26 protein-coding genes and 3 pseudogenes are annotated in these 24483 nt (G+C 60.2%); 5 read left to right on the top strand and 24 right to left on the bottom strand.

Annotated features, from left to right (window positions below):
* Positions 1 to 55: 55 nt before the first annotated feature.
* Genes EE36_RS00730 through EE36_RS00715 form a run of 4 tightly spaced genes read right to left on the bottom strand, consistent with a single transcriptional unit; the run spans position 56 to position 4047 of the window.
* Positions 56 to 1636, bottom strand: coding sequence for a tripartite tricarboxylate transporter permease (locus EE36_RS00730; RefSeq protein WP_005848486.1), 1581 nt, complete (start codon positions 1634 to 1636; stop codon positions 56 to 58).
* A 10-nt stretch (positions 1637 to 1646) separates the two neighbouring features.
* Positions 1647 to 2270: a hypothetical protein gene (locus EE36_RS00725; protein WP_005848485.1), complete on the bottom strand. Its 624-nt coding sequence runs from the start codon at positions 2268 to 2270 to the stop codon at positions 1647 to 1649.
* Entirely contained in the window at positions 2267 to 3205 is a 939-nt protein-coding gene (locus EE36_RS00720) for a tripartite tricarboxylate transporter substrate binding protein (protein WP_005848484.1), read from the bottom strand. Before EE36_RS00720 ends, EE36_RS00725 begins: the two co-directional genes overlap by 4 nt.
* Before the next feature lie 44 nt (positions 3206 to 3249).
* Entirely contained in the window at positions 3250 to 4047 is a 798-nt protein-coding gene (locus EE36_RS00715) for a GntR family transcriptional regulator (protein ID WP_005848483.1), read from the bottom strand.
* A 108-nt stretch (positions 4048 to 4155) separates the two neighbouring features.
* Here EE36_RS00715 and EE36_RS00710 point away from each other — a divergent pair, with 108 nt between their 5' ends.
* From EE36_RS00710 to EE36_RS00700, 3 genes are all read left to right on the top strand, one after another.
* Positions 4156 to 5814 (top strand): gamma-glutamyltransferase family protein, encoded by a 1659-nt coding sequence (locus tag EE36_RS00710; RefSeq protein WP_254655522.1) that lies wholly within the window; start codon positions 4156 to 4158, stop codon positions 5812 to 5814.
* Entirely contained in the window at positions 5811 to 6269 is a 459-nt protein-coding gene (locus EE36_RS00705; protein WP_005848481.1) for a GAF domain-containing protein, read from the top strand. Before EE36_RS00710 ends, EE36_RS00705 begins: the two co-directional genes overlap by 4 nt.
* A gap of 154 nt (positions 6270 to 6423) precedes the next feature.
* Complete coding sequence (locus EE36_RS00700; RefSeq protein ID WP_005848480.1) at positions 6424 to 7809, top strand: IS1182 family transposase; 1386 nt, start codon at positions 6424 to 6426, stop codon at positions 7807 to 7809.
* A gap of 402 nt (positions 7810 to 8211) precedes the next feature.
* On the opposite strand, the gene EE36_RS00695 is transcribed toward EE36_RS00700, so the two are convergent.
* From EE36_RS00695 to EE36_RS00615, 18 genes and pseudogenes are all read right to left on the bottom strand, one after another.
* The gene (locus tag EE36_RS00695; RefSeq protein WP_005848479.1) at positions 8212 to 10767 is read right to left on the bottom strand and encodes an NAD-dependent epimerase/dehydratase family protein; all 2556 of its coding nucleotides are present in this window, start codon (positions 10765 to 10767) and stop codon (positions 8212 to 8214) included.
* Between the two features lie 218 nt (positions 10768 to 10985).
* A complete protein-coding gene (locus EE36_RS00690; RefSeq protein ID WP_005848477.1) occupies positions 10986 to 11714 on the bottom strand; it encodes a cytochrome c biogenesis CcdA family protein in 729 nt (242 codons plus the stop codon).
* Complete coding sequence (locus EE36_RS00685; RefSeq protein WP_005848476.1) at positions 11707 to 12186, bottom strand: hypothetical protein; 480 nt, start codon at positions 12184 to 12186, stop codon at positions 11707 to 11709. Before EE36_RS00685 ends, EE36_RS00690 begins: the two co-directional genes overlap by 8 nt.
* Positions 12183 to 12830: a hypothetical protein gene (locus tag EE36_RS00680; RefSeq protein ID WP_254655521.1), complete on the bottom strand. Its 648-nt coding sequence runs from the start codon at positions 12828 to 12830 to the stop codon at positions 12183 to 12185. The genes EE36_RS00685 and EE36_RS00680 overlap by 4 nt, the downstream gene beginning before the upstream one ends.
* Complete coding sequence (locus EE36_RS00675; protein WP_005848473.1) at positions 12827 to 13474, bottom strand: SCO family protein; 648 nt, start codon at positions 13472 to 13474, stop codon at positions 12827 to 12829. Before EE36_RS00675 ends, EE36_RS00680 begins: the two co-directional genes overlap by 4 nt.
* Before the next feature lie 54 nt (positions 13475 to 13528).
* Entirely contained in the window at positions 13529 to 13819 is a 291-nt protein-coding gene (locus tag EE36_RS00670; RefSeq protein ID WP_005848471.1) for a hypothetical protein, read from the bottom strand.
* Between the two features lie 22 nt (positions 13820 to 13841).
* Positions 13842 to 14105, bottom strand: a complete 264-nt coding sequence (locus EE36_RS00665) for a hypothetical protein (RefSeq protein WP_005848469.1) — start codon at positions 14103 to 14105, stop codon at positions 13842 to 13844.
* A gap of 8 nt (positions 14106 to 14113) precedes the next feature.
* Positions 14114 to 14629, bottom strand: coding sequence for a TlpA disulfide reductase family protein (locus EE36_RS00660; RefSeq protein ID WP_005848467.1), 516 nt, complete (start codon positions 14627 to 14629; stop codon positions 14114 to 14116).
* On the bottom strand, positions 14626 to 15204 hold the full coding sequence (locus tag EE36_RS00655; RefSeq protein WP_005848465.1) for a DsbE family thiol:disulfide interchange protein: 579 nt from the start codon (positions 15202 to 15204) through the stop codon (positions 14626 to 14628). The genes EE36_RS00660 and EE36_RS00655 overlap by 4 nt, the downstream gene beginning before the upstream one ends.
* Positions 15201 to 15677, bottom strand: a complete 477-nt coding sequence (locus EE36_RS00650) for a cytochrome c (RefSeq protein ID WP_005848463.1) — start codon at positions 15675 to 15677, stop codon at positions 15201 to 15203. Before EE36_RS00650 ends, EE36_RS00655 begins: the two co-directional genes overlap by 4 nt.
* Positions 15674 to 15805 carry a hypothetical protein gene (locus EE36_RS17740; RefSeq protein ID WP_005848461.1) on the bottom strand — a complete coding sequence of 44 codons (132 nt, stop codon included), beginning with the start codon at positions 15803 to 15805 and terminating at the stop codon, positions 15674 to 15676. The genes EE36_RS00650 and EE36_RS17740 overlap by 4 nt, the downstream gene beginning before the upstream one ends.
* Before the next feature lie 7 nt (positions 15806 to 15812).
* On the bottom strand, positions 15813 to 16307 hold the full coding sequence (locus EE36_RS00645) for a DUF411 domain-containing protein (RefSeq protein ID WP_005848459.1): 495 nt from the start codon (positions 16305 to 16307) through the stop codon (positions 15813 to 15815).
* On the bottom strand, positions 16304 to 17251 hold the full coding sequence (locus EE36_RS00640; protein WP_254655520.1) for an exo-alpha-sialidase: 948 nt from the start codon (positions 17249 to 17251) through the stop codon (positions 16304 to 16306). The genes EE36_RS00645 and EE36_RS00640 overlap by 4 nt, the downstream gene beginning before the upstream one ends.
* 98 nt (positions 17252 to 17349) lie before the next feature.
* Positions 17350 to 17787 (bottom strand): hypothetical protein, encoded by a 438-nt coding sequence (locus EE36_RS00635; RefSeq protein WP_254655519.1) that lies wholly within the window; start codon positions 17785 to 17787, stop codon positions 17350 to 17352.
* Between the two features lie 23 nt (positions 17788 to 17810).
* A pseudogene (locus tag EE36_RS00630) lies at positions 17811 to 18778 on the bottom strand (cation diffusion facilitator family transporter).
* Positions 18779 to 18864: 86 nt separating this feature from the next.
* Positions 18865 to 19299 carry a CBS domain-containing protein gene (locus tag EE36_RS00625; RefSeq protein ID WP_005848451.1) on the bottom strand — a complete coding sequence of 145 codons (435 nt, stop codon included), beginning with the start codon at positions 19297 to 19299 and terminating at the stop codon, positions 18865 to 18867.
* Positions 19300 to 19394: 95 nt separating this feature from the next.
* Positions 19395 to 19859 (bottom strand): DUF411 domain-containing protein, encoded by a 465-nt coding sequence (locus EE36_RS00620; RefSeq protein WP_005848449.1) that lies wholly within the window; start codon positions 19857 to 19859, stop codon positions 19395 to 19397.
* A 19-nt stretch (positions 19860 to 19878) separates the two neighbouring features.
* Positions 19879 to 22140, bottom strand: a pseudogene (locus EE36_RS00615) (heavy metal translocating P-type ATPase).
* A gap of 250 nt (positions 22141 to 22390) precedes the next feature.
* On the opposite strand from EE36_RS00615, the pseudogene EE36_RS00610 reads away from it, so the two are divergent.
* Both EE36_RS00610 and EE36_RS00605 read left to right on the top strand, forming a co-directional pair.
* Positions 22391 to 22728: pseudogene (locus tag EE36_RS00610) on the top strand (MerR family DNA-binding transcriptional regulator).
* Entirely contained in the window at positions 22728 to 23051 is a 324-nt protein-coding gene (locus EE36_RS00605; RefSeq protein WP_005848437.1) for a YnfA family protein, read from the top strand. The pseudogene EE36_RS00610 and the gene EE36_RS00605 overlap by 1 nt, the downstream one beginning before the upstream one ends.
* 38 nt (positions 23052 to 23089) lie before the next feature.
* Here EE36_RS00605 and EE36_RS00600 read toward each other — a convergent pair whose 3' ends face one another.
* Both EE36_RS00600 and EE36_RS00595 read right to left on the bottom strand, forming a co-directional pair.
* Positions 23090 to 23746: a hypothetical protein gene (locus EE36_RS00600; protein ID WP_005848435.1), complete on the bottom strand. Its 657-nt coding sequence runs from the start codon at positions 23744 to 23746 to the stop codon at positions 23090 to 23092.
* Between the two features lie 17 nt (positions 23747 to 23763).
* Positions 23764 to 24447 (bottom strand): HupE/UreJ family protein, encoded by a 684-nt coding sequence (locus tag EE36_RS00595; RefSeq protein ID WP_198005480.1) that lies wholly within the window; start codon positions 24445 to 24447, stop codon positions 23764 to 23766.
* Positions 24448 to 24483: the final 36 nt, after the last annotated feature.

Below are 24483 nucleotides of genomic sequence, written 5' to 3'. Positions count from 1 at the left end.
TTTGCCACTTGAGCTAACTCAGAATGTGGGCATTTTCTTATTAAAGAACTTCAAGCTACGCGCGATTCTGCCGGAACATTCGCACCAGCAACCAGACGGACAGCGCAAGCATCACAAGCGCGATGGGCGACTTCAGGAGAAACCACGGATCGCCGCCCGAGGCGGTGAAGCTGCCGCGGATCAGCCCTTCGAGGGCCGGGGCCAGCAGGAAACCGATGACAAAAGGCAGGATCGAAATCCCGAGGCGCCGCAGCACGTAGCCAATCAAGGCAAAGACGCAGGCACTCAGCAGACCGACATAGCCGCCGTCCTGCACATAGGCCGCGGTGAGCGAGACGGTCAGGATCACCGGCAACATCACGTCCTTCGGAATCCGAATGAGACGGCCCAACTGGCTCATCAGGAAACTGCCGACGCTCCAGTTGCAGAAGTTGGCGATCACCATCATCGTAAAGAGGCCGAAGGCCATGACCAGATCGCGGTTCATGATCGTATCAAAACCCTCGATCTCTTTAATCGGAGTGAACCGGAAGACCTGCGGCCCAAAGGCGAAATCGCCAATTGTCTCGACCGCCAGGATAATGAAGACGGCGGCGAAATTGCCAGGAATGCCAAGGCTCATTACTGGAATGAGGTTTGCGCCGGAAACGGCCGAGTTCGCCGATTCCGTCGCCACCACGCCCTCGATCGCGCCTTTGCCGAAGGTGTCGGGAGATTTCGAGCGGCACCGCGCGGTGTCATGCGACAGGGTCGCGGCGGTAGTGGTGCCGATCCCCGGCAGCGCGCCGATCATCGTGCCGATGCTGGCGCCGCGCAAGATCGCCGGCATCATCCGCCAACGCTCGGCCCAGCTCAGCCGCGGCCCCATTTCGGGAGCGGAGACCGGCCCCTTGGCCGCCGCCCGATCGCGGCGCATGTCTTCGACCGCGATCAGCACTTCGGATAGTACCAGCACGCCCAGTACGCAGGAGGTCAGCGGCAGCCCGCCGCCAAGCTCGGGGATGCCAAGCGTCATGCGCGGCCCGTCGCCCGACATCGTTGTTCCCACGAGTGAAACGAACATCCCCAGAAGGCCGCCTATCAAGCCCTTCAACGGGGCCTTGCCGACAACGGCAGCCATGAAACATAGCGACAGGATAATCAGGGCCGATTTCTCGGGCAGGTCCAGTACCCGCTCCACTGCCACCGCCAGCACCGGGGCGGCGATGAAAAGCACGAGGTCGGAAAAGTTGTCCCCCACGACGGAGGCAAAATGCGCAGTCTGGATGGCCCTGCGACCCTGTCCCTTCTGCGCCAGGGGATAGCCGTCCACCGTGGTTAGGAAGGCATCGGGCGTGCCGGGGGTGTTGAACAGTATGGCCGGCACGGCACCACCCACGGTCGCGCCTTTCATGATCCCCAGGAGGCAGCCCAGCACTGGATAGAGCGCCTCGTTCCCGTAGCCGAAGATCGACACAAGAACCGGCAGCGCGATGGCCATGGCGAAGGGGCCAGACAGGCCCGGGGTGGCACCAACAAGAATGCCGATCACCACCCCGGTCAGCACCATGACCGTAGGCAAAAGCCAAATGCCGCCATCGGCGGCTGTGAAGACGGAAGTGATTCCGAGCGCGAGATATTGCAGCAATAGGTCCAAGGGGTGTCCTTCAGAGGTCGGCGTTCGGCGGCAGTTGGATGTTGTCGAGCAACCCGGCAAACAGCAGGATCAAAAAAGCGGTCGAGAGCATGGAGACCACGATGTCGCGCGTTCGCAGACTGCGGCGGGTGATGTAAATATAGCTGGCGCTTAGAGCCGTACTGCCGAGGAAGAACCCTGCAACGTTGTAAGGAAACCGCCCCGAGGCCGCTCGGTAGCCAGAAAAGTCGGAGAGGCCCAGGGCATTGCTGGCCCAGACCACCAGCGGTCCGCCCCAGGTCATCAACGCCAGCGAAGCGGTGGTGACGAGACCGGCGCGGGTCAGAAACAAAAGGTTGTCGAGAGTGAGACGCCCAACGGGCTCTCCCGCCTTGCGACCTTTGGACCGCAACTCTCCTGCAATCAGCAAGAGCGCCAGCGGCACCATCAGCAGAACCAGCAGCGTGGGAAAGAACGCGTCACCGGGAATGGTATCGCCGGTCAGGCTCTTCTTTAGGAATCCGCTGCTGATGTCCCGCGGAAACCAAACCAGAAGGCAAAGCGCGACAAGCGCCAGCGTGCCCCCGCCCAGCCAGAGGTTCCAGCGCCCCCCAGAGGGGGCGCCTTCATCGGTGTCCACGAGACCTCGCGTCATTCGGCCAGTGCCTTCATCATCGATACGTTGGCCTCATAGGTCGAGAGGATCTGCTCGCGCAGCTCCGCGCCCTGCGTCACGATCGGCGCAGGTGGGTACTGCTTTTCGATGAACTGACGTGTCTCACTCTCGGGGTCGGCGAGGATCTCGGCGATTACGCTGCCGATCTCGTCGCGGATCTCGTCAGGCATGCCCGCGGGGGCGGTGATGATATACTGGTAGCCGAGGTTCAGGTCGATGCCCTGATCCATCAGCGTCGGCATTTCTGGAGCAAGAGCCACCGGACCGGTCTCGGCGGAGGAGAGGATCACAAGTTCGCCCGCCTCAACCAGCGGTTTCTGCACACCGCCACCCCAGGCGACGTTGGCGTCCATCGACACCAGCGCATTGAGCGTGCCTCTGCCACCCTTCATGCGCAGGTGGTTCACGTCGATCCCGAGCGCGCGGGCAACGATTTCGGTGCCGGCCTCGACCTGCGTGCCCCAGTTGGCCCAGACGATGGGTTCATTGGCGGCGGCGGCTTTGAGATCGTCGAGCGTCTTCCAGCCACTTTCGGCGCGCGCCAGCACGGCCATCTGCGAGCCTGCGGTCGTGGTGATATAGGTGAAATCCTCGGGCGACAGGTTATCGCTGTTCATCGGCGCGAAATCATAGGTCGTGGTGATCGCGAAGCCCAGGGTCTGGCCGTCGGGAGCCTCTCCCTTGAGCTGCGCCGACATCACGGTGCCGTCGTCGCCCGCCTTGTTTTCGGGGATCACCTGCCAGCCACGCTTGGCCTCAATCTCCTTCGCGAGGGTCCGGCCTTGCACGTCGGTCCCGCCGCCGGCTCCATAGCCGATCCACAGGCGGATCGGGCCGTCAGGGTTCCATTCGGCCAGCGCGGGCCCGGCGGCCAGCAGGACGGTAGCGACGGTGGTCATCAGAATACGTTTCATGGTCTCTCCACTGTTGATTAGGTTAGTTGCACTTTTATTGGTCGTCAGAATCCGGGCTTGCTTTCCACCAGTTCCATCGAACGGTGGCCCCGGGGCAATTCGAAGCGTTGGATCAGTTGCAGCCTGTCCTGGCTGTCATGTTCATGAGCGTCCCAGATCATCCCCACATGCGGCGCGGCGAGGTCGAGATGCTGGCAGGCTTGCCGGGACAGCAGGTCGGCGCGCGCCTCGTGTCGGACCTTGGCGGTGCGGATCTGGAACTGCTCCCAGAGCATGCGGTGGTAGGAAATGCCGTGCAGTTCTTCCAAGGGGCGCGACAGCAGCGCCTCGGCGTGGTCGAACCGCAAATACATAGTGCCGAAGGCCGGTTGCGATCCGGTGACCCAGACCAACCGGTCGATGCGGATCACCTGCTCGGCCTCGAAACCGATGAGCAGCGGCCCGGATTCGGCAGTGGGCAGACGCTGGATATCGACCACCCGGGTATAGGGCATCTTCCAATCCCCCGTCTCGGGGTCGCGGAAGCGGTACACATGCACCTCGGGTACCTGATGACGTGCGTCGGCGATGAAGCTGCCGCGCTTGCGGTGGCGCACGATCAACCCCTGCTCGACCAGCCGCGACAGGCCCTTTTGCACCGTGGACAGGCCGATAGGCAGTGCGGCGGCGATCTCGGTCTCGCCGGGAAGCTGGCCGCCGGGCGCGAAGGTCCCGTCCTGAATGCAGCGGGTAAAAGCCTCGCTCAGACGCAGGTACTTGGGCCGACCCTTGCCATCGGGGGCCGTGTCTTCCCATGCGGTGACCAAGGTCTCGAGGGACAGTCTATCTGAGGGGCTCTCCATACAACTATCATAGAACGAGGGGTATTGCACTTGTCAACTACGTAGTTAATAATTGTCACAGGAATATATTGCAGCGTTGAGAGGGTGGAGATGAGCGAAGAATGGGCAGTGGCCACCGGACATCCCATCGCCACCGGGGCCGCGGAGCGGGTGTTGCGCGGAGGCGGCAACGCCGTGGATGCCGGGGTGGCAGCCGGGATAGCGCTGGCCGTTGTGCAGCCCGATCTGGTGTCTTTTGCCGGGGTCGCGCCGGTAATCCTCTATGACGCGGCGCGCGAGCATGTGACCAGCTACGACGGTGTCGGGGTCTGGCCGCAGGCGGCAGACGTGGTGCAAATGCAGCGCGACCACGGCGACCACGTGCCCGAGGGTCTGCTGCGCACCGTCGTCCCCGCCGCCCCGGCAAGCTGGATCAAGGTTCTGGCGACCCACGGCACGCTCGGTTTCGGCGATGTCGCGCAAGAGGCGGTGCAGGCCGCCCGCGATGGTTTCGACGTCTATCACCTGCTGGCCGATTTCATTGCATCGCGGGAGGAGAAATACGCGCGCTTTCCGTCCACGGCGGCGATCTTCCTGCCCGATGGCCGCCCGCCGAAGGTCGGAGAGCTTTTCGTTCAGACCGACCTTGCAAAAACCTTGCAACTGCTGATCGACGCCGAAAGTGCCGCCCGTGCCGAGGGTGGAGATCGGCGCGCCGGCCTGGCCGCCGCCCGCGCGGCTTTCTACACTGGCCCGACCGCGCAAAAGATCGTTGCCTTTCACGCCAAGAACGGCGGCCTGCTGCGGGCCGAGGACCTCGCCTCTTACGAGGTCCGCGAAGAGCCGACCTTCGCCGTCGAATTCCGGGGCACGCAAATCCACTGCTGCGGCGCGTGGTGCCAGGGCATCTCAATGGCGCAGACGCTTGCCATGCTGGAGCAGGCCGGCCCTGACGCCACCTGCGACGGGGATCAGATTAAATTGCATTTCTTGCTCGAAGTTCTGAAACGCGTGTTCGCAGACCGCGAAGCGCATGTCACCGACCCCCGCTACATGCAGATCGCCCCCGAGGCACTGCTGGACCCCGCCTTCATCGCGGACCGGCTGCGCAGCATTCAGGAGACCTCCGATCCGCTTCCCGCCCCTAAGGCCCCGGCTCTTGCGGCTTCGGGCGAACGCCCGGTGTTCGAGGTAGGCTGCGCCGATACATCTCACGTCAGCGTCATCGACGGCGCCGGCAACATCTTCTCCGCCACCCCGAGCGATCCGAGCTATGACACCGTGGTGATCCCCGGCACCGGGCTGTCAGTCTCCTCACGCGGGTCGCAGAGCCGTGCGATCCCTGGTCACCTAAATGCTCTCGCACCGGGCAAGCGTCCGCGGCTCACACCGAACCCTATTCTGGGACTGAAGGATGGCAAACCTTGGCTCGCCATGGGCACGCCCGGCGGCGACGTACAGGTTCAGGCCATGGCGCAGGTATTGTTAGGCATGCTGGACCACGGACAGGCTCCGCATGCGGCGGTCGAGGCGCCCCGCGTGGCTTCCTATGCCTATCCCGGCAGCTTCGCGCCACATGACGTCCATCCTAACAAGGTGCTATACGAAGCCGATCTGCCACTGGAGCAGATAAAGGACTTACGCGCACGCGGACATGATCTCGAAGAATGGCCCGCCCGAACCTGGATGGCGGGCGGGATCTGCATCGCCCTGCGCGACGGGGCCGGCGTGGACGCGGTCGCCGACCCGCGGCGCGCGGGCACGGCCAAAACTGGAGCGAAACCATGACAACGGACATTTGCAAACGCATCGCCGATCAGAACATACCGCTGAAGGAGGCGTTTGACCTCTGCGGTGAAGCTCTCGACAATCAGTTGTTCACCGCGATGCGCTTCCACGCCACAACGATGGAGGTGGAACGCCTTCACTCTACCTTGCCCGAGAGCTACCCCGTCAGCGGTCGCAAACCAAAGCGGGATACGGAATGGGGCAAAAACGTTCTGATCGACCGAAAGATAAACCTCGGTTTCGGGGCCGCTGATATCAGATGGGCATTTTCGGATTACGAAACCATTCTTGGGCTCGGGCTCAATGCTGTGTTGAATGTTCCGATTGTTCGTGACCAATCGGTTTTGGGTACGGTCAATTACTTGCGTGGCGATCCGGCCTTCAGTTCGCGAGAAGTGGAGATCGCAGAACAAGTTGCTGCTGCACTGGCCGATCGAAGTGAACTGCTAAACTAACTTTAATACGCCATGGTGCCGTAAGCATCATTTATTCTCGTCGTCTGTTAATTGTCACCGAAACGCATCTTTGGGCTTATTTTGTTGAAAAACTCTTCCTTGATCGCGGCCTGAACTGCTGATTCAATCCCTTTATTCGGGGGGAGTATTGGCGATGATGGGACCACGACAGGAGGCGCAACCGGCGCTGTTCTACGAGTTCTCGCTGGAGGATCATGTTCCCCAAGATCACCTGCTTCGATCCATTGATCGGTTCGTCGACCTGAGCAGCATCCGCGCCCACCTTGCGGATTTCTACAGCCATACCGGCCGCCCGTCGGTCGATCCCGAGCTGCTGATCCGGATGTTGCTGGTCGGCTATTGCTTCGGCATTCGCTCTGAGCGACGGCTCTGCGAAGAGGTGCATCTGAACCTCGCGTATCGCTGGTTCTGCCGCCTCGATCTGAGCGACCGGGTCCCGGATCACTCGACGTTTTCCAAGAACCGGCATGGGCGTTTTCGGGACAGCGAACTGCTGCGCCACCTGTTTGAGGCGACTGTCGCGCGCTGCATCGCCGAAGGTCTGGTCAGCGGCCAGCGAATGGCGATTGACGCCAGCCTGATCGAAGCCGATGCGAAAAAGCAGAACTCCACGCCGAAGGAAGACTGGGACGCAACGCACATTGATCCGGCTGATGCGCCCCGCGCCGTGCGCGAGTATCTCGACACGCTGGATAAGGCTGCATTTGGCGCGGCCAGCGAGGTGCAGCCCAAGTTCACCTCGCATTCTGATCCCGCCAGCCAATGGACGGCGGCGCGTAAGGGTCCGGCATTCTTCAGCTATTCCGATAACTACCTGATAGACACGGATCACGGTGTCATATTGGACGTTGAAGGCACCCGTTCGATCCGACAAGCCGAGGTTGGATCGACCCAGACCATGCTTACACGGGTGAAAGCCAAGTTCGGCCTGGTCCCCGACTGGATGATCGCCGACACAGCCTATGGTTCAGGCCCCATGCTCGGCTGGCTCGTGGAACGCAAGATCGATCCTTACATCCCTGTGATCGACAAGGCCGGACGCCCCGATAGGACCTGGACACGCACAGATTTTGACTGGGATGCGCAGAACGACCAATACATCTGCCCCGGGGGCCACGCGCTCAAACAGTTCCGCCGGAATTACTCTGATCCAAGCCGGGGGCCGACGGGCAAGGGCACCGCGCGCTATCGCGCCTTGAAAGAAGTCTGCCAGGTCTGCCCGTCCAAGCAAAAATGCTGCCCCAACGCTGAGGCGCGCAAGATCACCCGCGAGGAGCACGAAGACGCGCGTCAGGTTGCCAGAGATTTGGCCAAAACTGAAGAATATCAGATTGCGATGAAGCTCAGGAAAAAGGTCGAAATGCTCTTTGCCCACCTCAAACGCATTCTCGGGCTGGGACGACTGCGATTACGTGGCCCATGCGGTGCAAATGACGAATTCCTCCTCGCCGCCACCGCCCAAAACCTCCGCAAACTGGCTAAGATTTTTCCTGCACCGCAGCAAACGCGCAAAGCCTGATAGGAAAGACGCTCGCGCGATCTTCAAAGCGCAGCTTTCTGCGCAAGCAACACGCTGTTTTTCCACAGAATGGGCGGATTGCGGAAGTTCGCTGCAGACGCGCCCTATACTTGCCGAGGCAGAGGAAGCCAACATCCACCCCAGTATTGCATGAGATCTTTCGCTGCATCGCCGCAAGGCTGCTCTGAGCCCCTTAGTGACCGTGTCACGCTTGGAGCTATGCGCAGTCGCAACCTCGCATTCTTTACAGGCGACGGACCAAACCGGAGTTGGTCAAACTCGATATGTTGCACTGGGGCTATCAAGAGGCAGTTATTTGGGAGTTAGTCTTCATTTTTAGGCGCAACACGCACTCCAGAAACTCGACGCGGTTACCGCATGCGAATTCTGGACACTTCGACTTCAAACGATATAGCGGTCCCAACTGCCATAATGCTCCGCGTTGCGCTTTCCACGCGGCAGGGTCAACCCGAGCAGCGCGACGCCCGACAGCACACCGATCAGGCTGCCCGCGATGGTGCCGCCTCCCAGAACCCAAGGTGCCACGATCAGCCACAGCCCAAAGCCAATGTTCAAAAACCGAAACGGCCGCGCAACTTCGGCCCAGGCGATGACAGCGGTCGTCAGCACCAATGCGCCAACCAAGTGATCACTGCCCGCCAGCGGCAGGGCATTGTCAAAAATCGCACGCGACAACATCAAAAACAGGCCGATGGCAGCGCTCACCCCTAAGGTCCAAGGCACAGTGACCCCCCGCGCACTTTGCCGGGCGATCTCGCGAGGGTGCGCATCAAAACTCATCGTGCCGCCTTTGCTTGAGCCCGGCAGCGCATCGCCCCGGAAAAACGCCCGCCAAAAGGGGCGCCCACGGCGGGTGTTCCAGACCATGAACTGCAGCATCGCGACGATTTCATCCAAAGAGAACGGGATCATGATCAGCATCGCGGCGGCGGCCAGCAGACAGATCGTGCAATAGGTTCCGATTGCGATGGGCTGGATGATAATAAAATAGATGCTGATCACCCCCAGCGGACCTACGACAATGCCAAAAAGCGCCACCATCCACGGCATCGTGCGCCAGCGCATACGGCTGCCCATAACCCCCATAAGGATCTCGAACATATAGCTCATCGCCCCCAAGCCACCGTCAGCGATGGGCCAAGCCTTGGAGACATCTGAGGTAACAATATATTCGCTGCCGTTGAGGTTGGATGGAGAGGAAAAGAACGGCTCCCAGATTCCATCGACATGCCCCAATTGATAGGCCGTGAGAATGCGCGATAGCAGGAAACCGACCACCCCGAGCGCGATAATTGGCACCCGCTGGACGTAAGTGGAGGGGCAATAGGTCCACCCCGGCGGAATGTCCCCGTTGTCCATCATGCCCTCGCGCGACATGCCGGGCATCATCGGGATCAGGATCGTCAGCGCGATCACCAGCGCGCCGATCAGGGTGTCATTGGCATAAACCGCAGGGTCAGGCGTCCAGAACACCAAGGGCGCGGCAAGCAGCCAGCCCCCAAGCGCCGCATTCGCCCATTGCGCCCAACCGTTGCCGGGTTTCATCGAGATGAAGGCCAGCGCGGTGATGGCCAGACCGGTAAAGACATTGTTCCACGCCGTAAGCCAACTGCGCATTGAAGCCGCCCAGAGCCCGCGATCTTCGGTCACGCGCTGCACGGCGGCGCTGAACTCGGTCTGGTCAAATGTTCCGAACACCGAGGGCGCGGTGGCGAGCCAGAGGCCCAATGCCGCAACCAGCCAATGCACCCAAAGCATTTGGAAATGCATCATGCGCATATGTTTGTCGTGCTCGCGCACAGCAATTTGCTGTCCGGCGGCACCCTCGTCTTTCTCCTCGGCTGCAGCCTTTTCTGCCGCCTGCTCCACCTTGGCCGCAGAAACCCGTGCGGCGTTCAAGCCGTTGTCCTTATAACAGCGATACGGATCGTCTTTCAGCTTTTGCAGCATGAGGGGCATATCGTGACGCAGGCTGTGCTTCGGGGTCCATCCCAGATGCTCCTTAGCCTGTGACAGATCAAGCTCGTAGTGATCGCTGGAGATATCCACCATCCACGCACGGATAAAGGCGTCCTCGCCAAAAATGCGGTTCTCGGCCCATGCCCCAAGTTTCGCGGCGGCGGGCGGGATATTCCATGTCACCCAATCTTCGCCATGCAGTTCGCGTCCGATCAACCGCTGCAATTCGCCAAAGGGGATTGGCTCAGCTTCGCCCAACAACACGGGAAAGACTTCCGGCAGGGTCTGGCGGCGGTCGACGATGCGTTCAATGGCATTGAGGAGATCGTCGAGATGCAAAAACGCCTGTCCGCGGGACAGGTCACCGGGATAAACTTTACCGCTCAGCCGCTTTTCGTAAATACGGGATATTTGATGAGCCAAGAAGGTCGAATGCCCGCCATCATCGTAGATGCCAGCAGGCCGCATGAGAACAAGTTTTTCCTCGCCCTTTTCCTCGCGCAACATCGCCTCGGTGCGGATTTTCGAGGCGCGGTAGGGCAGCTTGGGGTCGAAGGGTGCTTCTTCGTCTATCTTGTCGCCTTGCACGGTGGGCGCATGTGCCAGCATGGTGGAGGTGAAAATGAATTGTTCCAGCTCGAAATTTTGGAGCCCTTTCAAAAGCCGCTTGCTCCCCTCTACCGTCACCGCGTCATAGGCCGGATCGTCTTCTCCGCTCAGGTCAAAAAACGCCGCAAGATGGACGCAGGCCGCGATACGGTCTCCGTAGGCCAACCGCAGTCGCGCCAAGGCTTTATCAACGCTGCCCGGGTCAGTTATGTCGAAACAGATGCATTCAGCCTGATGGGGCGGATGCGGGGGCGAGCTGCGGTCCAACCCCACAACGCGGTAATTTTCGTGCAACCGCTTAACGACCGCGGCGCCGAGATAGCCGCTTGATCCGGTCACGACGATGACTGGCTTATCGGACGTCTCCATGCCCCACCTCCCGTCTTACTTGCGCAGATATTTCACCAACGCCGCAATCATCAAAACCAAGAGCACGATAACCAGAAGCCAGCCGACCCCCATGCCAAACATCATGCCACCGCCCATCATATCACTGTCCGACATCGTTTTTCTCCTTGCTGCGCACCTCAGAAACGAGGCTATGCAGTCTTAACCAACCTCCTCCGCTGGAAGGTTCCAACATAGTTTCACCCGATTGCTCCCAGGATTGGGAATGTTTCCAATAGCCACCAAGAAAAGGCGCTAAGCTGACCCGTCATCATCCCGATCCCCATCAGGACCATGACCGCGCCCGCCACTTGATGCAGACGCCGCCCGACCGCACCAATCGTCCGCAAGCGCGTTGCAACCTGATCGGTAAAAGCGGCCACGATCAAAAACGGCACGCCAAGACCTGCCGAATAGATCCCTAACAGCCAGACGCCTTCTGATATCGTGGCGCTTGCTGCACTGGCTGTCAGGATCGCACCAAGGATCGGTCCAATACAGGGGGTCCAACCAAAGCCGAAGGCAAGGCCCAGGACATAGGCCGCCACCGGCTGCCCGCCGGGAAGGTCGAGGTTAAACCGCAGGTCACGCTCCATTGTTTGAACGCGCGCGGCCCCCAGCATGAACAACCCAAACAGGATCACGACCGCGCCCCCGATCAGGTTCAGCTCGAACCGCCAGCGCAAGAGCGCCTGCCCCAATGCTGTGGCCGATGCACCGAGCGCCATGAAGATCGTTGAGAACCCCAACACAAAGCAGAAGCTCAGCCAAACCGCTTGGCTCCGACTACGCTCCGCGCCCGCGGCGCCAGTGCGCCCGGCAATATAAGAGACGTAGCCCGGCACCAGCGGCAAGACACAGGGCGAGACAAAGGAGATCGTTCCGGCCAGTAAAGCTGCAATCACCCCGAGGGAAGAGACATCAAGCACCCGGCGCCCCCTTTCCCTTTGATAAGCGCCTGAGCGCACCGAAGTAAGCTGCGAAAGGCACGACGAGCCATTGCACCATCGGCGTCAGGCCCGCGTCGATAAACGGGATGACTGGCATGATCTCGCGGTAGGCCCAAGCCTCGCGGACCTCAATATTGAGCCATTCGCTAAAGATCGTGTAAGCAAATCCGATCGCAAGCATCGAGCCAAACACGGGATAGACCCGCGACTGCGGCCATGCGCCTGCGCCAAAGAAAAACAGTGCGAGCAGAAGGCTGCTCATGGCGATTAGCAGGTCGCCTCCGGTGCAATGGACCACGGCAAAGATGATATCGCCCCATGTCCCCTCAACCCAGATTGTATAGAGCGGAATATGGGCAACCTCCCAAAAAAGGTGCCCCAGCAGCGTTAGCAAGGCAAAACGGCGCAGGGTGGTGAGCCAATGTGGCCTGACCAGACTTTGGCTTGTCATTGAAACCACCCCGTTATGCGTTGCCAAAAACCGGGTTCGGCATGGGGCCGCTGGTGCGTCAGCCCGTTGATGTAAAGAACGAGGTTTATCGGCTCAAAGTCTGACCCGTGGAATATGCCAACCTGCGCACCCTCACGGTTGAGCAAATGCACCATCGGGGCTCCATCTTTCCGGGCGCTCACAGAGGCGAAGGCATTCACCGTGTCACCAAGGCGATCAACGTCGGAAAGTTGCGCAGCTGTCCAGTTCTGCTCGGCCGGGACCGCAGGTGCCGTATCGCGCAGGGTGACAAAGATGACCATTTCGCGCATGGCACTGGCATTGAGCGCGGCAAGCGTTTTGCTGAGTTGGTCCTGCTGCGCGTCACAGGGGCTGCCGCAAGCATCAGGAGCAAAATTAAGCACCGTGATCTTGCCCCTCATTGCGTCCAGAGAGCCCGTGTCGCCATCTGGTGCCGTCCATTTCACCTCTGGCACCTCTCGCGCCGCAATGGGTTCAAACGCGGCCTCTTTACCCACCATCGCTTGGTTCAGGTTCTCCCCTGGGTGGTCCGCAAAGGCAGGCGTTACGGTGAACAGCATCGCGGCGCAAATGCGCGCAGCCCGCAACCCGAAGCGGGGTGGTAACAGTAAATTCTGTGTCAATGGTTTCTCTTCTCTTTCGCGATGCGCATAGAAATTTGCTCAGCCATTTCTTCGACCGGCTGCGCGCTTTCGAGAAATACAGCATCAAACCGACCGTCAGGGGCCATCAGGTAAATGTGACCCGCATGGGCCATCATGTAGCCGTCCGGCGCGGTCTCGTTCGAGAGTTTCTCATGGTAGACCTTGAAGGCATCCGCTGCCGCGGAAACCTGCGCTGTGCTGCCCGTCAACCCGGTCAATTGCGGATGGAAATTTGCAACATAGTCCTTGAGAACCTCAGGTGTGTCGCGCTCTGGGTCCACGGTCACAAACAGCGGGGCGACCTGATTTGCTTCAGATCCAAGCTTGTCCAGCACGCTACCCATATAGGCCAGAGTGGTTGGGCAGATGTCCGGGCAATTGGTAAAGCCGAAGAATACAAGCTGCCAACGACCTTTATAATCGTCTTGGGTGACGGCCTGCTCGTCGTGATCGATTAACGCGAATTCGGAACGAATATCTGCGTCGCCGCGATAGACGGCCTGATGCGAGGGGATATGGCCGGGGCGCATAACCGCAAAACCTGCAACGACAACAACAGCTGCGATTGCTGTGGTCCAAAGAATTATGCGAAGCCGACGATGGGTCGTGGTGATCTTGGTCATAGTATGTCTTTCACTGGTGGTTCGCCCGCCTCCTGGACGGGCGAACCAAGGGCGTCAGCCTTTTTGATCTTCGGTATGGGGCGTTTCCATATGCTCTTTCATGGACTGCATCATCTCGTTGCAGGTCTCCATCATCGGCCCCATCTCGGCCATCATTTTCATCATGGGCATCATCCCTTCCATGCCTTCCATGCCCTTCATGTCAGCCAGGTCGCCTTTCATATGCTCGCCATCGGCCATCGGCATATCCCCGGTCTCGGGTTTAGCCTCCTGCGCCTGAGCGATAGTGGCGACAAGCAGCAAACCTGTCAGGGCTGCGGTGGTAAGTTTCACTGTGTAGGTCATGTTAGTTCCTTTCGATTGAGGTTTAGTCTGTCGAGGTGTCCGGTTTTGCCACCGGATCGTTTTTGGCGCAGCCAGAGCCGCCGCGCATGCACAGCCCCAGGGCGCACATGGCGGCACAAGGGGCGAGACTGAGGAGCAAGGGCGCGGCCCCCACGGCGGTCAACCACTCCCAATTCAGCGCTGCACCTCCACCGATGGCGGCAAAGCCGGTCAGCATGAGGATCTGGCGCCGCGAAGGCATGGTGATCGCGAATGAGGGCCGGTTCGCTTTTGAGAATTGGGACACTGTTAGGTTTATCCTTTTGTGATGACGCGTTGGATTTGAGAAATGGCCGCCGGGCTGTCCCACGCGGCGGGGCCGACCTTGCGGGCGACCTCGCGGCCTTCGGGGTTGACCAGCAATGTGGTGGGCAGGCCGACGACGCCAAAGGCCATCATCCCCCGCAACTGGTCTGCCAGATAAAGGTCGAGATGCGTGATGCCGATCTCCGTATAGAAGGCGCGCACAGCGTCGAACCCGCCCTTGTCGGTTGAGAGTGCAAGAACGTGAAACTCCGGGCGACCCAATCGTTCCTGAAGCCGGTCAAGGGTTGGCATCTCATGGCGGCAGGGAGCGCACCATGTCGCCCAGATGTTGAGCAAAAGCGTCCGGCCACGAAACTCTGCCAAAGTCAGGCTCCGCCCGGCCCCATCCGTGATGGACGGCGACAGCATAGGTAAAGGCTTTTGATGCTCTACCATCAGGGTCCGCGCCGCGACAGGCGTGGACCCAAGCGCTAGTGCGCCGCCCAGAAAAACGCGCCGCTTCACGCCCCCTGCTCCTGTTGCAGACGACGCACCACTGGAAGAATGTCGTTCTCCAGAGACTGCCGGTCAAATGGACCGACATGTTTGTAAGCGATGCTCCCTTCGGCATCGATAACAAAGGTTTCCGGCACGCCATAGACGCCCCAGTCGATTGAGGTCCGGCCAGAACTATCGGCACCGATCCGGTCATAGGGGTCGCCAAGCTCAGCCAGGAATCTTCGGGCGGCAGCGGGCTTGTCCTTGAGGTTAATACCGTGGATCAGCACGGTTTTCGTTTGGGCCAGTTCCACCAGCAGCGGCATCTCAACCCGGCATGGCACGCACCAAGAAGCCCAGACGTTCACCAGTGAAACTTCGCCGTGCAGATCTGCCGCAGACAAGCCGTTTTCGCGTCCGTCAATGGGGGGCAGATCAAACTCCGGGATGTCCCGGCCGATCATTGTGCTGGGAAGGCTGTCTTCATTGTTGAACAGCCCCCACAGGAAGGCCGCTGCGATTGCTACGAAGACCGTCACAGGAAGTGCGGCGATTAGCACAAACCATCGCGGCTTGCGGACATTTCGCTCTATACCGCTCATGATCCCTCCTCGCTTCTGGAGGTAATCTCGGCTTGATAGTCGCGTTCCCGCTCGGGCCAAGTGCTCTTGATATAGCCGAGGATCGCCGTAATTTCGTCATCGCTTAAAATGCCATCAAACACCGGCATGTCGCTTTCATAACCGGGCACAACCGAGGCCAGCCCGTTCTTGGTAATGTCGAAAAGCTGCTGATCCGCGTGGTGCCATGTATGACCCGTTTCATCATGCGGCGGTGCGGGCATGCGGCCATTGTCGAGCCGCCTGCGCCAGTCAGGTTGGCCCTCGAGGTCTGTGCCGTGGCAGGAGGCGCAGGTCTCCTCATAGAGTCCCGCGCCAAGCTCAATCATCTCTGCGTCCACCGGCACGCCGAACACGGCGAGCGCCGGAGGGCTGTCCTCCTTCCCCCCGGCCCAGACAGCGACCGCCGCCGCGCCCGCGACACCGATAGCGGCGGTCAGACCCAACCGGTTCATGCGGGCCGCCGCAGGTATTTGATCAAGGCCAGCACACCCAGCACCAGCACCGCTAGCACCAAGAGGAAGAGCAGGCCACAGACGATAATCATTCCGACCGACATCGGCCCGTTCATCATGCCCATCATTCTATCCTCATTCATTTGAATACACGGCCACGCCGTCCTCACCGAAGGCGTAGGTCTTGAGCGTGCCGCTCTTGCCTGCCATGCCGGGCGCGTTCTGGGGCATACCGGGCAGCGTGATGCCGGTGACCTCGGGGCGCTCGGATGTCAGACGCTGGATAATCTCAACAGGCACCAAACCGCTGACGTAGTAGCCATCGACCTCGGCAAGGTGGCACCCCAGCCCCTGTTCTGGCACGCCGACCTCGACCGAGCGTTTGTCGAAATTCCGGTCGTCAATACGGGTGACGTGATAGCCATTCTCTTCGGCATAATCGGCGTAAGCATCGCAGCAGCCGCAGGACGGATCGCGCCAGATGGTCATTTGGCGATCTGCGGGGACGGTGCTTGCCGCAGTGTCGGCGGGCGTCGTGTTGTCGCTTTCAGCCATGCCGAAGGTGGCAAAGCCGATGATACCGGCGGCGGCTACGGCCGCGGCCGCGCCGAAGGTGTATTTCCTGTTCATGTCTGATCTCCTTGAGGGATGTTGAGAGGTTCAAAGGTCATGCCGCCATCGCGGCTGACGGAAAGAATGCCGTCGCGAACGGCGGCAAGATGCTGAGGGTCGACAGGATCGACAGCCAGCGCGTCGATCTTTCCCGCCGCTGCGCGCGTCCAATTCACTCCAGCATCTGTCGACGTCCAAAGGCCGCTTGCCAGCCCGGCATAGAGCCGTTCAGACGCTTTGGGCGACAGCGCGAGATGGCGGACAGACTGTCCCTCAGGCAAGGGTTCGGCAGACGGCGGTGTCTTGCCCGCAGCCAGCGCATCCATCGCGTCGCCCGGTGTCACATCCTGCCAGCGGCAAAAGCAATCAGGCACGCGGGTCAGCCCGGCGTCGGTTCCGGCATAGAGCCAGATGCCGCCCATGCCAGTCGGATTGCCAACCGATGCGAGCGTCAGCACTTCGCGTTCAGCCCCGTTGAGGTAGGGCCGATCCATGACGAACTCCCAGCTTTCACCCGCATCTATGCTGCGCCAAAGCCCGTCCTCTGCAAGAGCGGCGTAGAGCATGTCTGGCTCGAGCGCACTATGGGTCAGTGCCGTGACGCGGGTCGCGGGCAGGCCCGCGCCGGCGTCGGCCCATGTACTGCCCCCATCGCGACTGCGCATGAGCCCGACAGGATCGATTGCCGCGAACATCGTGCCAGGAGTCTCGGGATGGCTTGCGATTGCGGCAATTGAGCGCTCCACCGGCGAAGGCTTGGCTTCTTGCGAAGATGACAGGTGCCACAGCCTGCGCTTTGAGGCCGCGACAAGCACGGCGCCGTCGAAACCCAAGGCTTGGATCGGCACCCCTTTTGATAGCGCGAAAGAGGGATCAGGTAGGATCAGCGTGGCACCAACTGCGGCAAGTCCGCCGGTCAGCACACGCCTGCGCGACATCGCGCGAGTCGATTGAATAGGCATGAGGGTCGTTCCCGAAAGTGACAGGTAGGGTCGAGCGCGCCGCTGCCCGTTGGCAGAAAGCGTCGCGAAACCGGGCCGTCACCCTTGGGTGCGGCCGGTCAACTCAGGGAGATGGTTCGCGGTGGGAAAGGATCAGACCCGGGATCGACCCCGGTGAGGTCAAGATCGCCCGGCACCGGCACAAAGAAGCCCTGGACGCTTTCGGGTTGGGACTGAAGCATCTGCGAGGTCACAAAGACGGGTGCTGTGCAATCAATGTCGCACACCGCTTCGCCTTGATTTTCCTGCAAACAAGCGGTGCAGCCACCGTCCTCTTCCATTATTGCGGATAAGGTCACACCTGACATCTGCATCGACATGTTCGCCGCCGCCAAATCATGCGCCAAGATGCCCGTTAAAAGCACGAGCGAGAGGCAGAATGTGGCAAGGCGAAGCAGGATGCGCATGGAAGAGATATAGGGACCCGATGTGTCGCTGTCGATCCCCTCACCAGAAAGTGAGGGCGCGCAAAACGCCGCACGCTCATAGATCAGCAAGACGCAGCGCATGGCAAGCGACCTCAGCGGTCGTGCGACGCCCCATCACTGAGTTTTCCCTCTTCGCCAGCGCCCGTCGCACCGCCTTCATGCCCGAACAGCGCGGCATGCTTATGGGAATTCCCAGAAGTTTCAAATTCAAGACTCGAGTGGCCAATGCCGAATTCGTCTGCGAGACTTTTCTTGACCGCCTGCTTTACAGCCTCCAAGTCCATCCAATCTCGTCCGCTCAACACCACATGACAATCAAGCGCCACTTGATGCTCTTGCATCTGCCAGAGATGGACGTGATGCACATCGCGGACGCCCTCGACATCGGTCATCGCCTTAACCACTGCGCCAGCATCCATGTCGGGCGGGCTGCCCAGCATCAGCATGCGGATCGGGCTCCCGATTTCGGTAAGTGCGAGGTAAAGGATGTAAAGCGCGATACCGATGGTGATCGCGGGATCGACCCAGCGAAGGTCATATAGAATGCTCAGTGTGCCACCAATGATTACCGCTACCGAAGCCAGCGCATCCGACAGGTTGTGCAAGAACAAGGCCCTGATGTTAACGCTGCCCTTTTGCATCGAATAGGTCAGCAGCGCCGTCAGCGTATCGACCATGAGCGCGGCACCACCCAGAATGACTACCGTCCACCCTGCCACCTGAGGTGGATCAATCATGCGCATCCCGCCTTCGTAGATCAAATATACTCCAACGAGAATAAGCGTGGTGCAGTTAATCAGCGCCGCGACGATTTCGATCCGGCCATAGCCAAATGTCATCCGAGCATCTGCCGGGCGCCGCGCGATCTTACGTGCAACGAAGGCGATGACAAGCGACGCCATATCGGAAAAATTATGCAGCGCGTCCGCAATAAGCGCGAGCGACCCCGCAAGAATACCGCCAATAATTGCGCCACGGTCAGTAGGGCATTCGCCCAGATGGCCAATGATACTTTGCGGTCGCCGCTCTCGGGGTCAATATGGGCATGATCATGTGCCATCAGCGTTTCCCTTTAATGCTATGTGTATCAAAACGCGGGGTGCCCCGCGTTTTGATGTCTTGCCCCGCAAGCAAAGCAAAGCCTGGTTAGCAGCAGCCCGATGTTTTTTCGTCACGGGAGATTTTCTGCACCAGTTTTGCTGTTTCGCTGCCGCTGGCTTCCCATGCCACATCGGCCTGTGCGACGATGCCGCAGCATTTACCAGCCGCATCAGTGACTACTGCACGCCTTACCTGCTTCTCTTCCATCTTGGTGCAGCACTCCTCGACATCATCGTCCGGCGCGGTAGTCAGCACGTCTTTTGACATGACGTCAGACGCGCGCGTATCGGTGCCTTTTCCCTGCGCAACCGCACCGCAGCAAATGTCGCGATCCGTAACAACGGCAAACGGCGCGCCGGCGTCGTTCACCACCGGAATGGAGCCGACCGACTTGTCATCCGTCAGCTTCGCAGCCTCCTGAACCGAGGCGTCGGGGCCGCAGCAGGTCGGGTTGCTCGTCATGATTTCTTGAACTTGCATGATCTTACTCCCTGATTGGGTAACAGGATCAAAACCCGAAGGCCGACATGCAAGTTCCAGGGGGCACGACGCCAAGCCACTCTCAGCGCATGGCCCTATGTAGCGTCATAGCTTGAGAACACCTCGCTGCTGCCATCACGGGCAATCAGATAGACGTCATAGGCGTCGCGCTCACTCTCCGGCCCCATCCCCGGCGAGCCATAGGGCATCCCCGGCACGGCAAGACCGATGGCATCTGGGCGCTCGGCCAGCAGGTTGCGGATGTCGGCAGGTGGGACGTGACCTTCGATCATATAGCCGTCGATCTTTCCGGTGTGACAAGAGGCCATTTTCTGCGGGATGCCGTTGTCTTGCTTGTATTTGATCAAGAGCGTTCCCAAGCTGCGTTCGGTCGTTACGGCGAAACCCTCTGTCTCCAGAATCTCTATCCAAGCCGAACAGCAGCCACAGTTCGGGTCTTTCATCACGTGGATCGCAGGCTTTTCTTCAGCCCATGCCGCAAATGGTGCGGCGGCAAAGCTTGCGGAACAGGCCAGCAGGCTACGTCGTGTGAGAAACATGAGAAGTCCTTTCAAAGGTTCAAGCGGTCGTTTCATAGGTGGCATGGGTTGTAGCGCGGCCGCCGGGGATGGCCAACCGCTCGGCGGTGGATGGGCGGAAATACAGCAGCCGCAGGGCGTTGAGCGTGACCAGGACGGTCGCCCCGGTATCCGCCAAGATCGCGATCCAAAGACCGGTAATTCCCAGCACCGTAGTGACAAGAAACACGATCTTCAGCCCAAGGGCGATGGCGATGTTCTGCCGGATATTCCTCATCGCTGCCCGAGCAAGGCGGATCTGACCAGGCACATCCGTCACCCGGTCACGTAGGATTGCAGCATCGGCGGCCTCAAGCGCTACATCGGTGCCGGAGTCCATCGCGACACCCACGTGCGCTGCGGCCAATGCAGGGGCGTCATTGATGCCGTCGCCGATCATCATGACCTTCGCCTCAGCCGTGAGGTTTTGAATGGCCGCGACCTTATCTTCGGGCATCAACTCAGCACGGTGGTCTATACCCAGCCCTTTAGCGATGGCCGCTGCTGTGCGTTGGTTGTCCCCAGTGAGCATCACCGACGAAATTCCCAAGGCGTTCAATTGCGCCACCGCCTCTGCGGCATCGGCACGCGGTTCATCGCGCAGCGCGATGAGACCGTGGGCCACGTCATCGCGCAACACGATTACCACGGTTTTACCCTGTGCTTCGAGCGTTTCCACTTGGGCGCGCAATGTGTCTGACAGCGCCCCGCGCTCTGCCGCCAAACGGGGCGAACCGACGCAGATGGTCGCTCCGGCGATCAACGCCTCGGCCCCTTTGCCGGGCAAGGCGCGGGACTGTGTCGCGGCAGCGGCCTCAATTTCACGCGCATTAGCTGCGCCGCAAATTGCCTGGCCAAGTGGGTGGCTTGCGCCGTTCTCGACACCGGCGGCAAGGGACAATAGATCGTCTTCATTTCCTACAAGTACCTGCACGTCGGTTACCCGCGGCTTGCCTTGGGTCAGCGTCCCGGTCTTGTCAAAGGCGATCTGGGTGATCTGCGCCGCAGCTTCAATCACCGCGCCGCCCTTCATCAGCAACCCGTTGCGCGCCCCGGTGGACAGGGCCGAGGTGATCGACGCAGGCACCGAGATCACCAGCGCACAGGGGCAGCCAATCAGCAGCAGAGCCAGCGCTCGATAGACCCATTCGCCCCAAGCGTCCCCGATGGCGAGCGGCGGCACCACGGCTACCAAAACGGCCGTGCCAACTATAGCGGGCATGTAGACGCGGCTGAATCGATCAATGAAACGCTCGGTCGGCGCACGGGCGCTTTCGGCCTCTTCCACCAGTCTCACAATACGGGCGATGGTGTTGTCCGCGGCGGCCTTGGTAACGCGCACGCGCAGCAGCGCTTCTGTGTTGATCGATCCGGCAAAGACATCCGCGCCCGGTTCTTTAAGGCGCGGCACGCTCTCGCCCGTTACCGGGCTTTCGTCAACGCCCGAAGTGCCGCTGACCACTTCGCCGTCACAGGGCACTCGATCACCGGGGCGCACCTGCACGATCTGCCCGAAACGGAGTGTCTCAGCCGCCACCTCCCGCGTTTTGCGGCCGACCTCAAGCCGCGCCGACTTTGGCACCAAGTTGGTCAGAGCCCGAATGCTATTGCGCGCCTTACCGGCGGAGACACCCTCCAACAACTCGCCTACGGCAAAGAGAAAGACTACCAACGCGGCTTCCTCCGACTCTCCGATCACCAACGCACCACTCGCGGCGATCGTCATCAGCATTTAGATGGTAAACGGCATGCCCACCCTCGCCATGGCAACCGCGCGACGGGCGACAGGGATCAACCCGATCAGCGTAGCGATAACAAATCCCCAGTGGGAAACCTGAGCCGGCAGGTAAAGCCATGATGCCCATGCTGCTGCAAGCAAAGCTCCGCTGCCGAGGACCAAGCGGCCTTTCGCGGTTTGATACCAAGCGGCGCTGGATGCCTCTTCGGGCGTAGTGTCCTGAGGCAGTGCCGCTGCCGCGCCGATGATCGCATCGTCCGGCAGGATGAAACCGCCCTTTGGTTTCTCTACCTTCGCCCCCTTAGAAGAGATGCCAAAACCGATACTGCGCACGGCATTCTCGATCTGCTCGGGCGATGTTTCGCCCTCATCCAGCGTAAGTCGCAGCCGCTCTGACATTAGCGCGACATCAACATTCGCAACCCCCGGCAAGCGCTCTACCGCACCGCGCACTTTGGCTGCGCAGGTGCCGCAGTCCATCCCCGTGACGCGCCATTCCCGTTGTGCAGTGCTGCCGTCCGCCATGTCTGTTTCCAATCCGATTCACCGTCAGACGCAGAGATACGACCTACAGCAACTGTAGCTTCAAGCGCTTTTTTAGATCTTTTTTTTCTCCCGATCATCTTTCTTTTAGGCTGCGGGAATGGCCTCGTGGTGGAGTATGATACGACGAGTTGCAGAAATTTAGCCCGGGGTAGCACCCCGTTCACGGGCTGCCGGCTTGCGCGACACCCTTCAAAAACCTACAGAGACTGTAGAATGAAAGGGGTCAGATATGCTTGCCATCGGCACACTCGCAAAACGCACCGGCACCAAAGTGCAGACGATCCGGTATTATGAACAGATAGGTCTGATGCCCGAGCCCGGCCGGACCGAAGGCGGCCAGCGGCGTTACGGCGATGCGGAACTGGACCGTCTCTCCTTCATCCGTCATTCCCGCCAGCAAAGCAACTTCGCGACGTCGAGGCGCGGCTGGTGCGGCTCGAAGCCCTCCGCGTTGAATTGCAGCGCATGATCGGGGCGTGCAATGCGGATCGGGTGGCTGATTGTCGCATTCTTGAGGTGCTGCGCGACCATGAAGAATGCCTTGCCGATCACGGGACCACCGCCTGATGCCCGCTGCCCTGCTCTATCCGCTTGCGGCATTGGCTGAGATCGTCGGGTGTTTCGCGGTCTGGGCGTGGTGGCGCGGCGCTTCGCCGCTGTGGCTGGTGCCGGGGCTGCTGAGCTTGGCGCTGTTTGCGGGGTTGTTGGCCTTGGTCGAAGCCGGGTTCGCCGGGCGCGCTTTTGCGGCCTATGGCGGTATCTATATCGCGGCTTCGCTTGTGTGGATGTGGGCTGTAGAAGGGCAGCGGCTTGATCTTTGGGATGCTGCCGGGGCAGGCCTCTGCATTCTTGGCGCAGTGGTGATTATTCTCGCGCCCCGCGCCGGATAGGCTGCCGACCCTCCTCAAAGGGCCGGCAGCCACGCGGTTTAGCTGGCGTCTTTGAATTCGTCGTATTCGCCGCGCACCTGAACGGTCACAGTCACCTCAGTCTTGTCACGGTTGCGCCAGAACCAACCGTGCTGACCTGCGAAACCGGCGGTGATTTCGCCCTGTTCACCTGTCGAGCCGCGGCCCTTTTCATAGGTCTCGGATTGGCCCGAACCATGACCGTGCAAGTCAAAGTTCACGCGCCCGCCGTCGACCAACATGACGTATTCTGCGGTCTGGCCTTCTTCCATCACCAACTTCCACTCGGCAGACTCGCCGGGGGCGAGTGTAAAGGTGATCTCATCGCGCCATTCTTGCACGGGTTCAGACGGCACTTCTTCTGCATGGGCGGCCCCGACGAAGACGCTGAAGATGTCGTTCATCAGGCTTGACTGCTCTTGGGGCACAAGCGCGCCCTGCTCTTCCAGCGCTTTGATGCGGTCCGCTTCGGCCTCTGCGGCAAGCTGGCTTTTGATCTTGCCCATTTCGGCCAGACCGAGCACGCCGCCGATCCCCGTAGGGTCGATGTCGTATTCCGCGGGCAGCACAACGGTCACGAGGATCAATGCGGCACTGGCAGCAGCAATGGCGGTGGAGCGGATGAGTTGCGCGGAAGTGGGCAATTCGTTGAGGCTTGGTTTTTCTGCGTTGAACATGTGGTTCTCCTATTTACTTACGCGGCTACGAAATAGCCGGTGATCTGCATGCCCATGAGGATGAACCCCATAGCCATCATGATGACGTTTGCGGTGTAGGCTTGGCGGAAGAAGTTAGGTGATTTCCGCCAAAAGCCCATGACGATAAGGATGACGGCAAGCGCCATCAGTTGGCCCATCTCGACGCCCACATTGAACGCCAGAAGGTTAGCCAATAGGCCGTCCGGGGCGATCTCGTAGTCGAGAAGCTTGGTGGCCAGACCGGCGCCGTGGAAGAAGCCAAAGATCAGCGTGGCGACCTTGGTATTGGGCTGCGCGCCGAACCAGCGTTGATAAGCGCCAAGGTTGTCGAGCGCCTTATAGACGACCGACAGACCGATGATGGCATCAACGATATAGGCGTTGATGCCCCAGCCGAACCAGACACCCGCCAGCATCGTCGTCGAATGCCCCACAGCAAAGATGCTGACATAGATGCCTACGTCTTTCATCTTGTAGAGAAAGAAGACGACGCCAAACAAAAACAGGATGTGGTCGTAACCCGTCACCATGTGTTTGGCACCGAGATACATGAAGGGAATGATGTTCACCCCCCAGATTTCCTGAATATAGCCCGCATCCCCGGGCGTGACGTTATGCGCCATGGCATAGCTTGCGCTCTGAATGAGCAAGGTAACTGTGACAAGGGACAGGATCGCGATCCGGCGTGCGCCAAAATCGGTCCAGCCCCGTGGGAC

It is taken from the genome of Sulfitobacter sp. EE-36 (assembly GCF_000152605.1).
GTDB classification, from domain to species: Bacteria; Pseudomonadota; Alphaproteobacteria; order Rhodobacterales; family Rhodobacteraceae; genus Sulfitobacter; species Sulfitobacter pontiacus.
This window is presented reverse-complemented; position numbering and strand designations above follow the sequence as displayed.

Bases quoted from the DNA above. Each gene is read 5' to 3' on its own strand.
- EE36_RS00640 (WP_254655520.1), bottom strand. From the start codon at position 17,251: ATGCCTATTCAATCGACTCGCGCGATGTCGCGCAGGCGTGTGCTGACC.
- EE36_RS00720 (WP_005848484.1), bottom strand. From the start codon at position 3,205: ATGAAACGTATTCTGATGACCACCGTCGCTACCGTCCTGCTGGCCGCC.
- EE36_RS00675 (WP_005848473.1), bottom strand. From the start codon at position 13,474: ATGACCAAGATCACCACGACCCATCGTCGGCTTCGCATAATTCTTTGG.
- EE36_RS00600 (WP_005848435.1), bottom strand. From the start codon at position 23,746: ATGTTCAACGCAGAAAAACCAAGCCTCAACGAATTGCCCACTTCCGCG.
- EE36_RS17740 (WP_005848461.1), bottom strand. From the start codon at position 15,805: ATGATGGGCATGATGAACGGGCCGATGTCGGTCGGAATGATTATCGTC.
- EE36_RS00695 (WP_005848479.1), bottom strand. From the start codon at position 10,767: ATGGAGACGTCCGATAAGCCAGTCATCGTCGTGACCGGATCAAGCGGC.
- EE36_RS00605 (WP_005848437.1), top strand. From the start codon at position 22,728: ATGCCCGCTGCCCTGCTCTATCCGCTTGCGGCATTGGCTGAGATCGTC.
- EE36_RS00685 (WP_005848476.1), bottom strand. From the start codon at position 12,186: ATGACAAGCCAAAGTCTGGTCAGGCCACATTGGCTCACCACCCTGCGC.
- EE36_RS00655 (WP_005848465.1), bottom strand. From the start codon at position 15,204: ATGAGCGGTATAGAGCGAAATGTCCGCAAGCCGCGATGGTTTGTGCTA.
- EE36_RS00620 (WP_005848449.1), bottom strand. From the start codon at position 19,859: ATGTTTCTCACACGACGTAGCCTGCTGGCCTGTTCCGCAAGCTTTGCC.
- EE36_RS00670 (WP_005848471.1), bottom strand. From the start codon at position 13,819: ATGACCTACACAGTGAAACTTACCACCGCAGCCCTGACAGGTTTGCTG.
- EE36_RS00625 (WP_005848451.1), bottom strand. From the start codon at position 19,299: ATGCAAGTTCAAGAAATCATGACGAGCAACCCGACCTGCTGCGGCCCC.
- EE36_RS00645 (WP_005848459.1), bottom strand. From the start codon at position 16,307: ATGAACAGGAAATACACCTTCGGCGCGGCCGCGGCCGTAGCCGCCGCC.
- EE36_RS00725 (WP_005848485.1), bottom strand. From the start codon at position 2,270: ATGACGCGAGGTCTCGTGGACACCGATGAAGGCGCCCCCTCTGGGGGG.
- EE36_RS00650 (WP_005848463.1), bottom strand. From the start codon at position 15,677: ATGAACCGGTTGGGTCTGACCGCCGCTATCGGTGTCGCGGGCGCGGCG.
- EE36_RS00705 (WP_005848481.1), top strand. From the start codon at position 5,811: ATGACAACGGACATTTGCAAACGCATCGCCGATCAGAACATACCGCTG.
- EE36_RS00700 (WP_005848480.1), top strand. From the start codon at position 6,424: ATGATGGGACCACGACAGGAGGCGCAACCGGCGCTGTTCTACGAGTTC.
- EE36_RS00715 (WP_005848483.1), bottom strand. From the start codon at position 4,047: ATGGAGAGCCCCTCAGATAGACTGTCCCTCGAGACCTTGGTCACCGCA.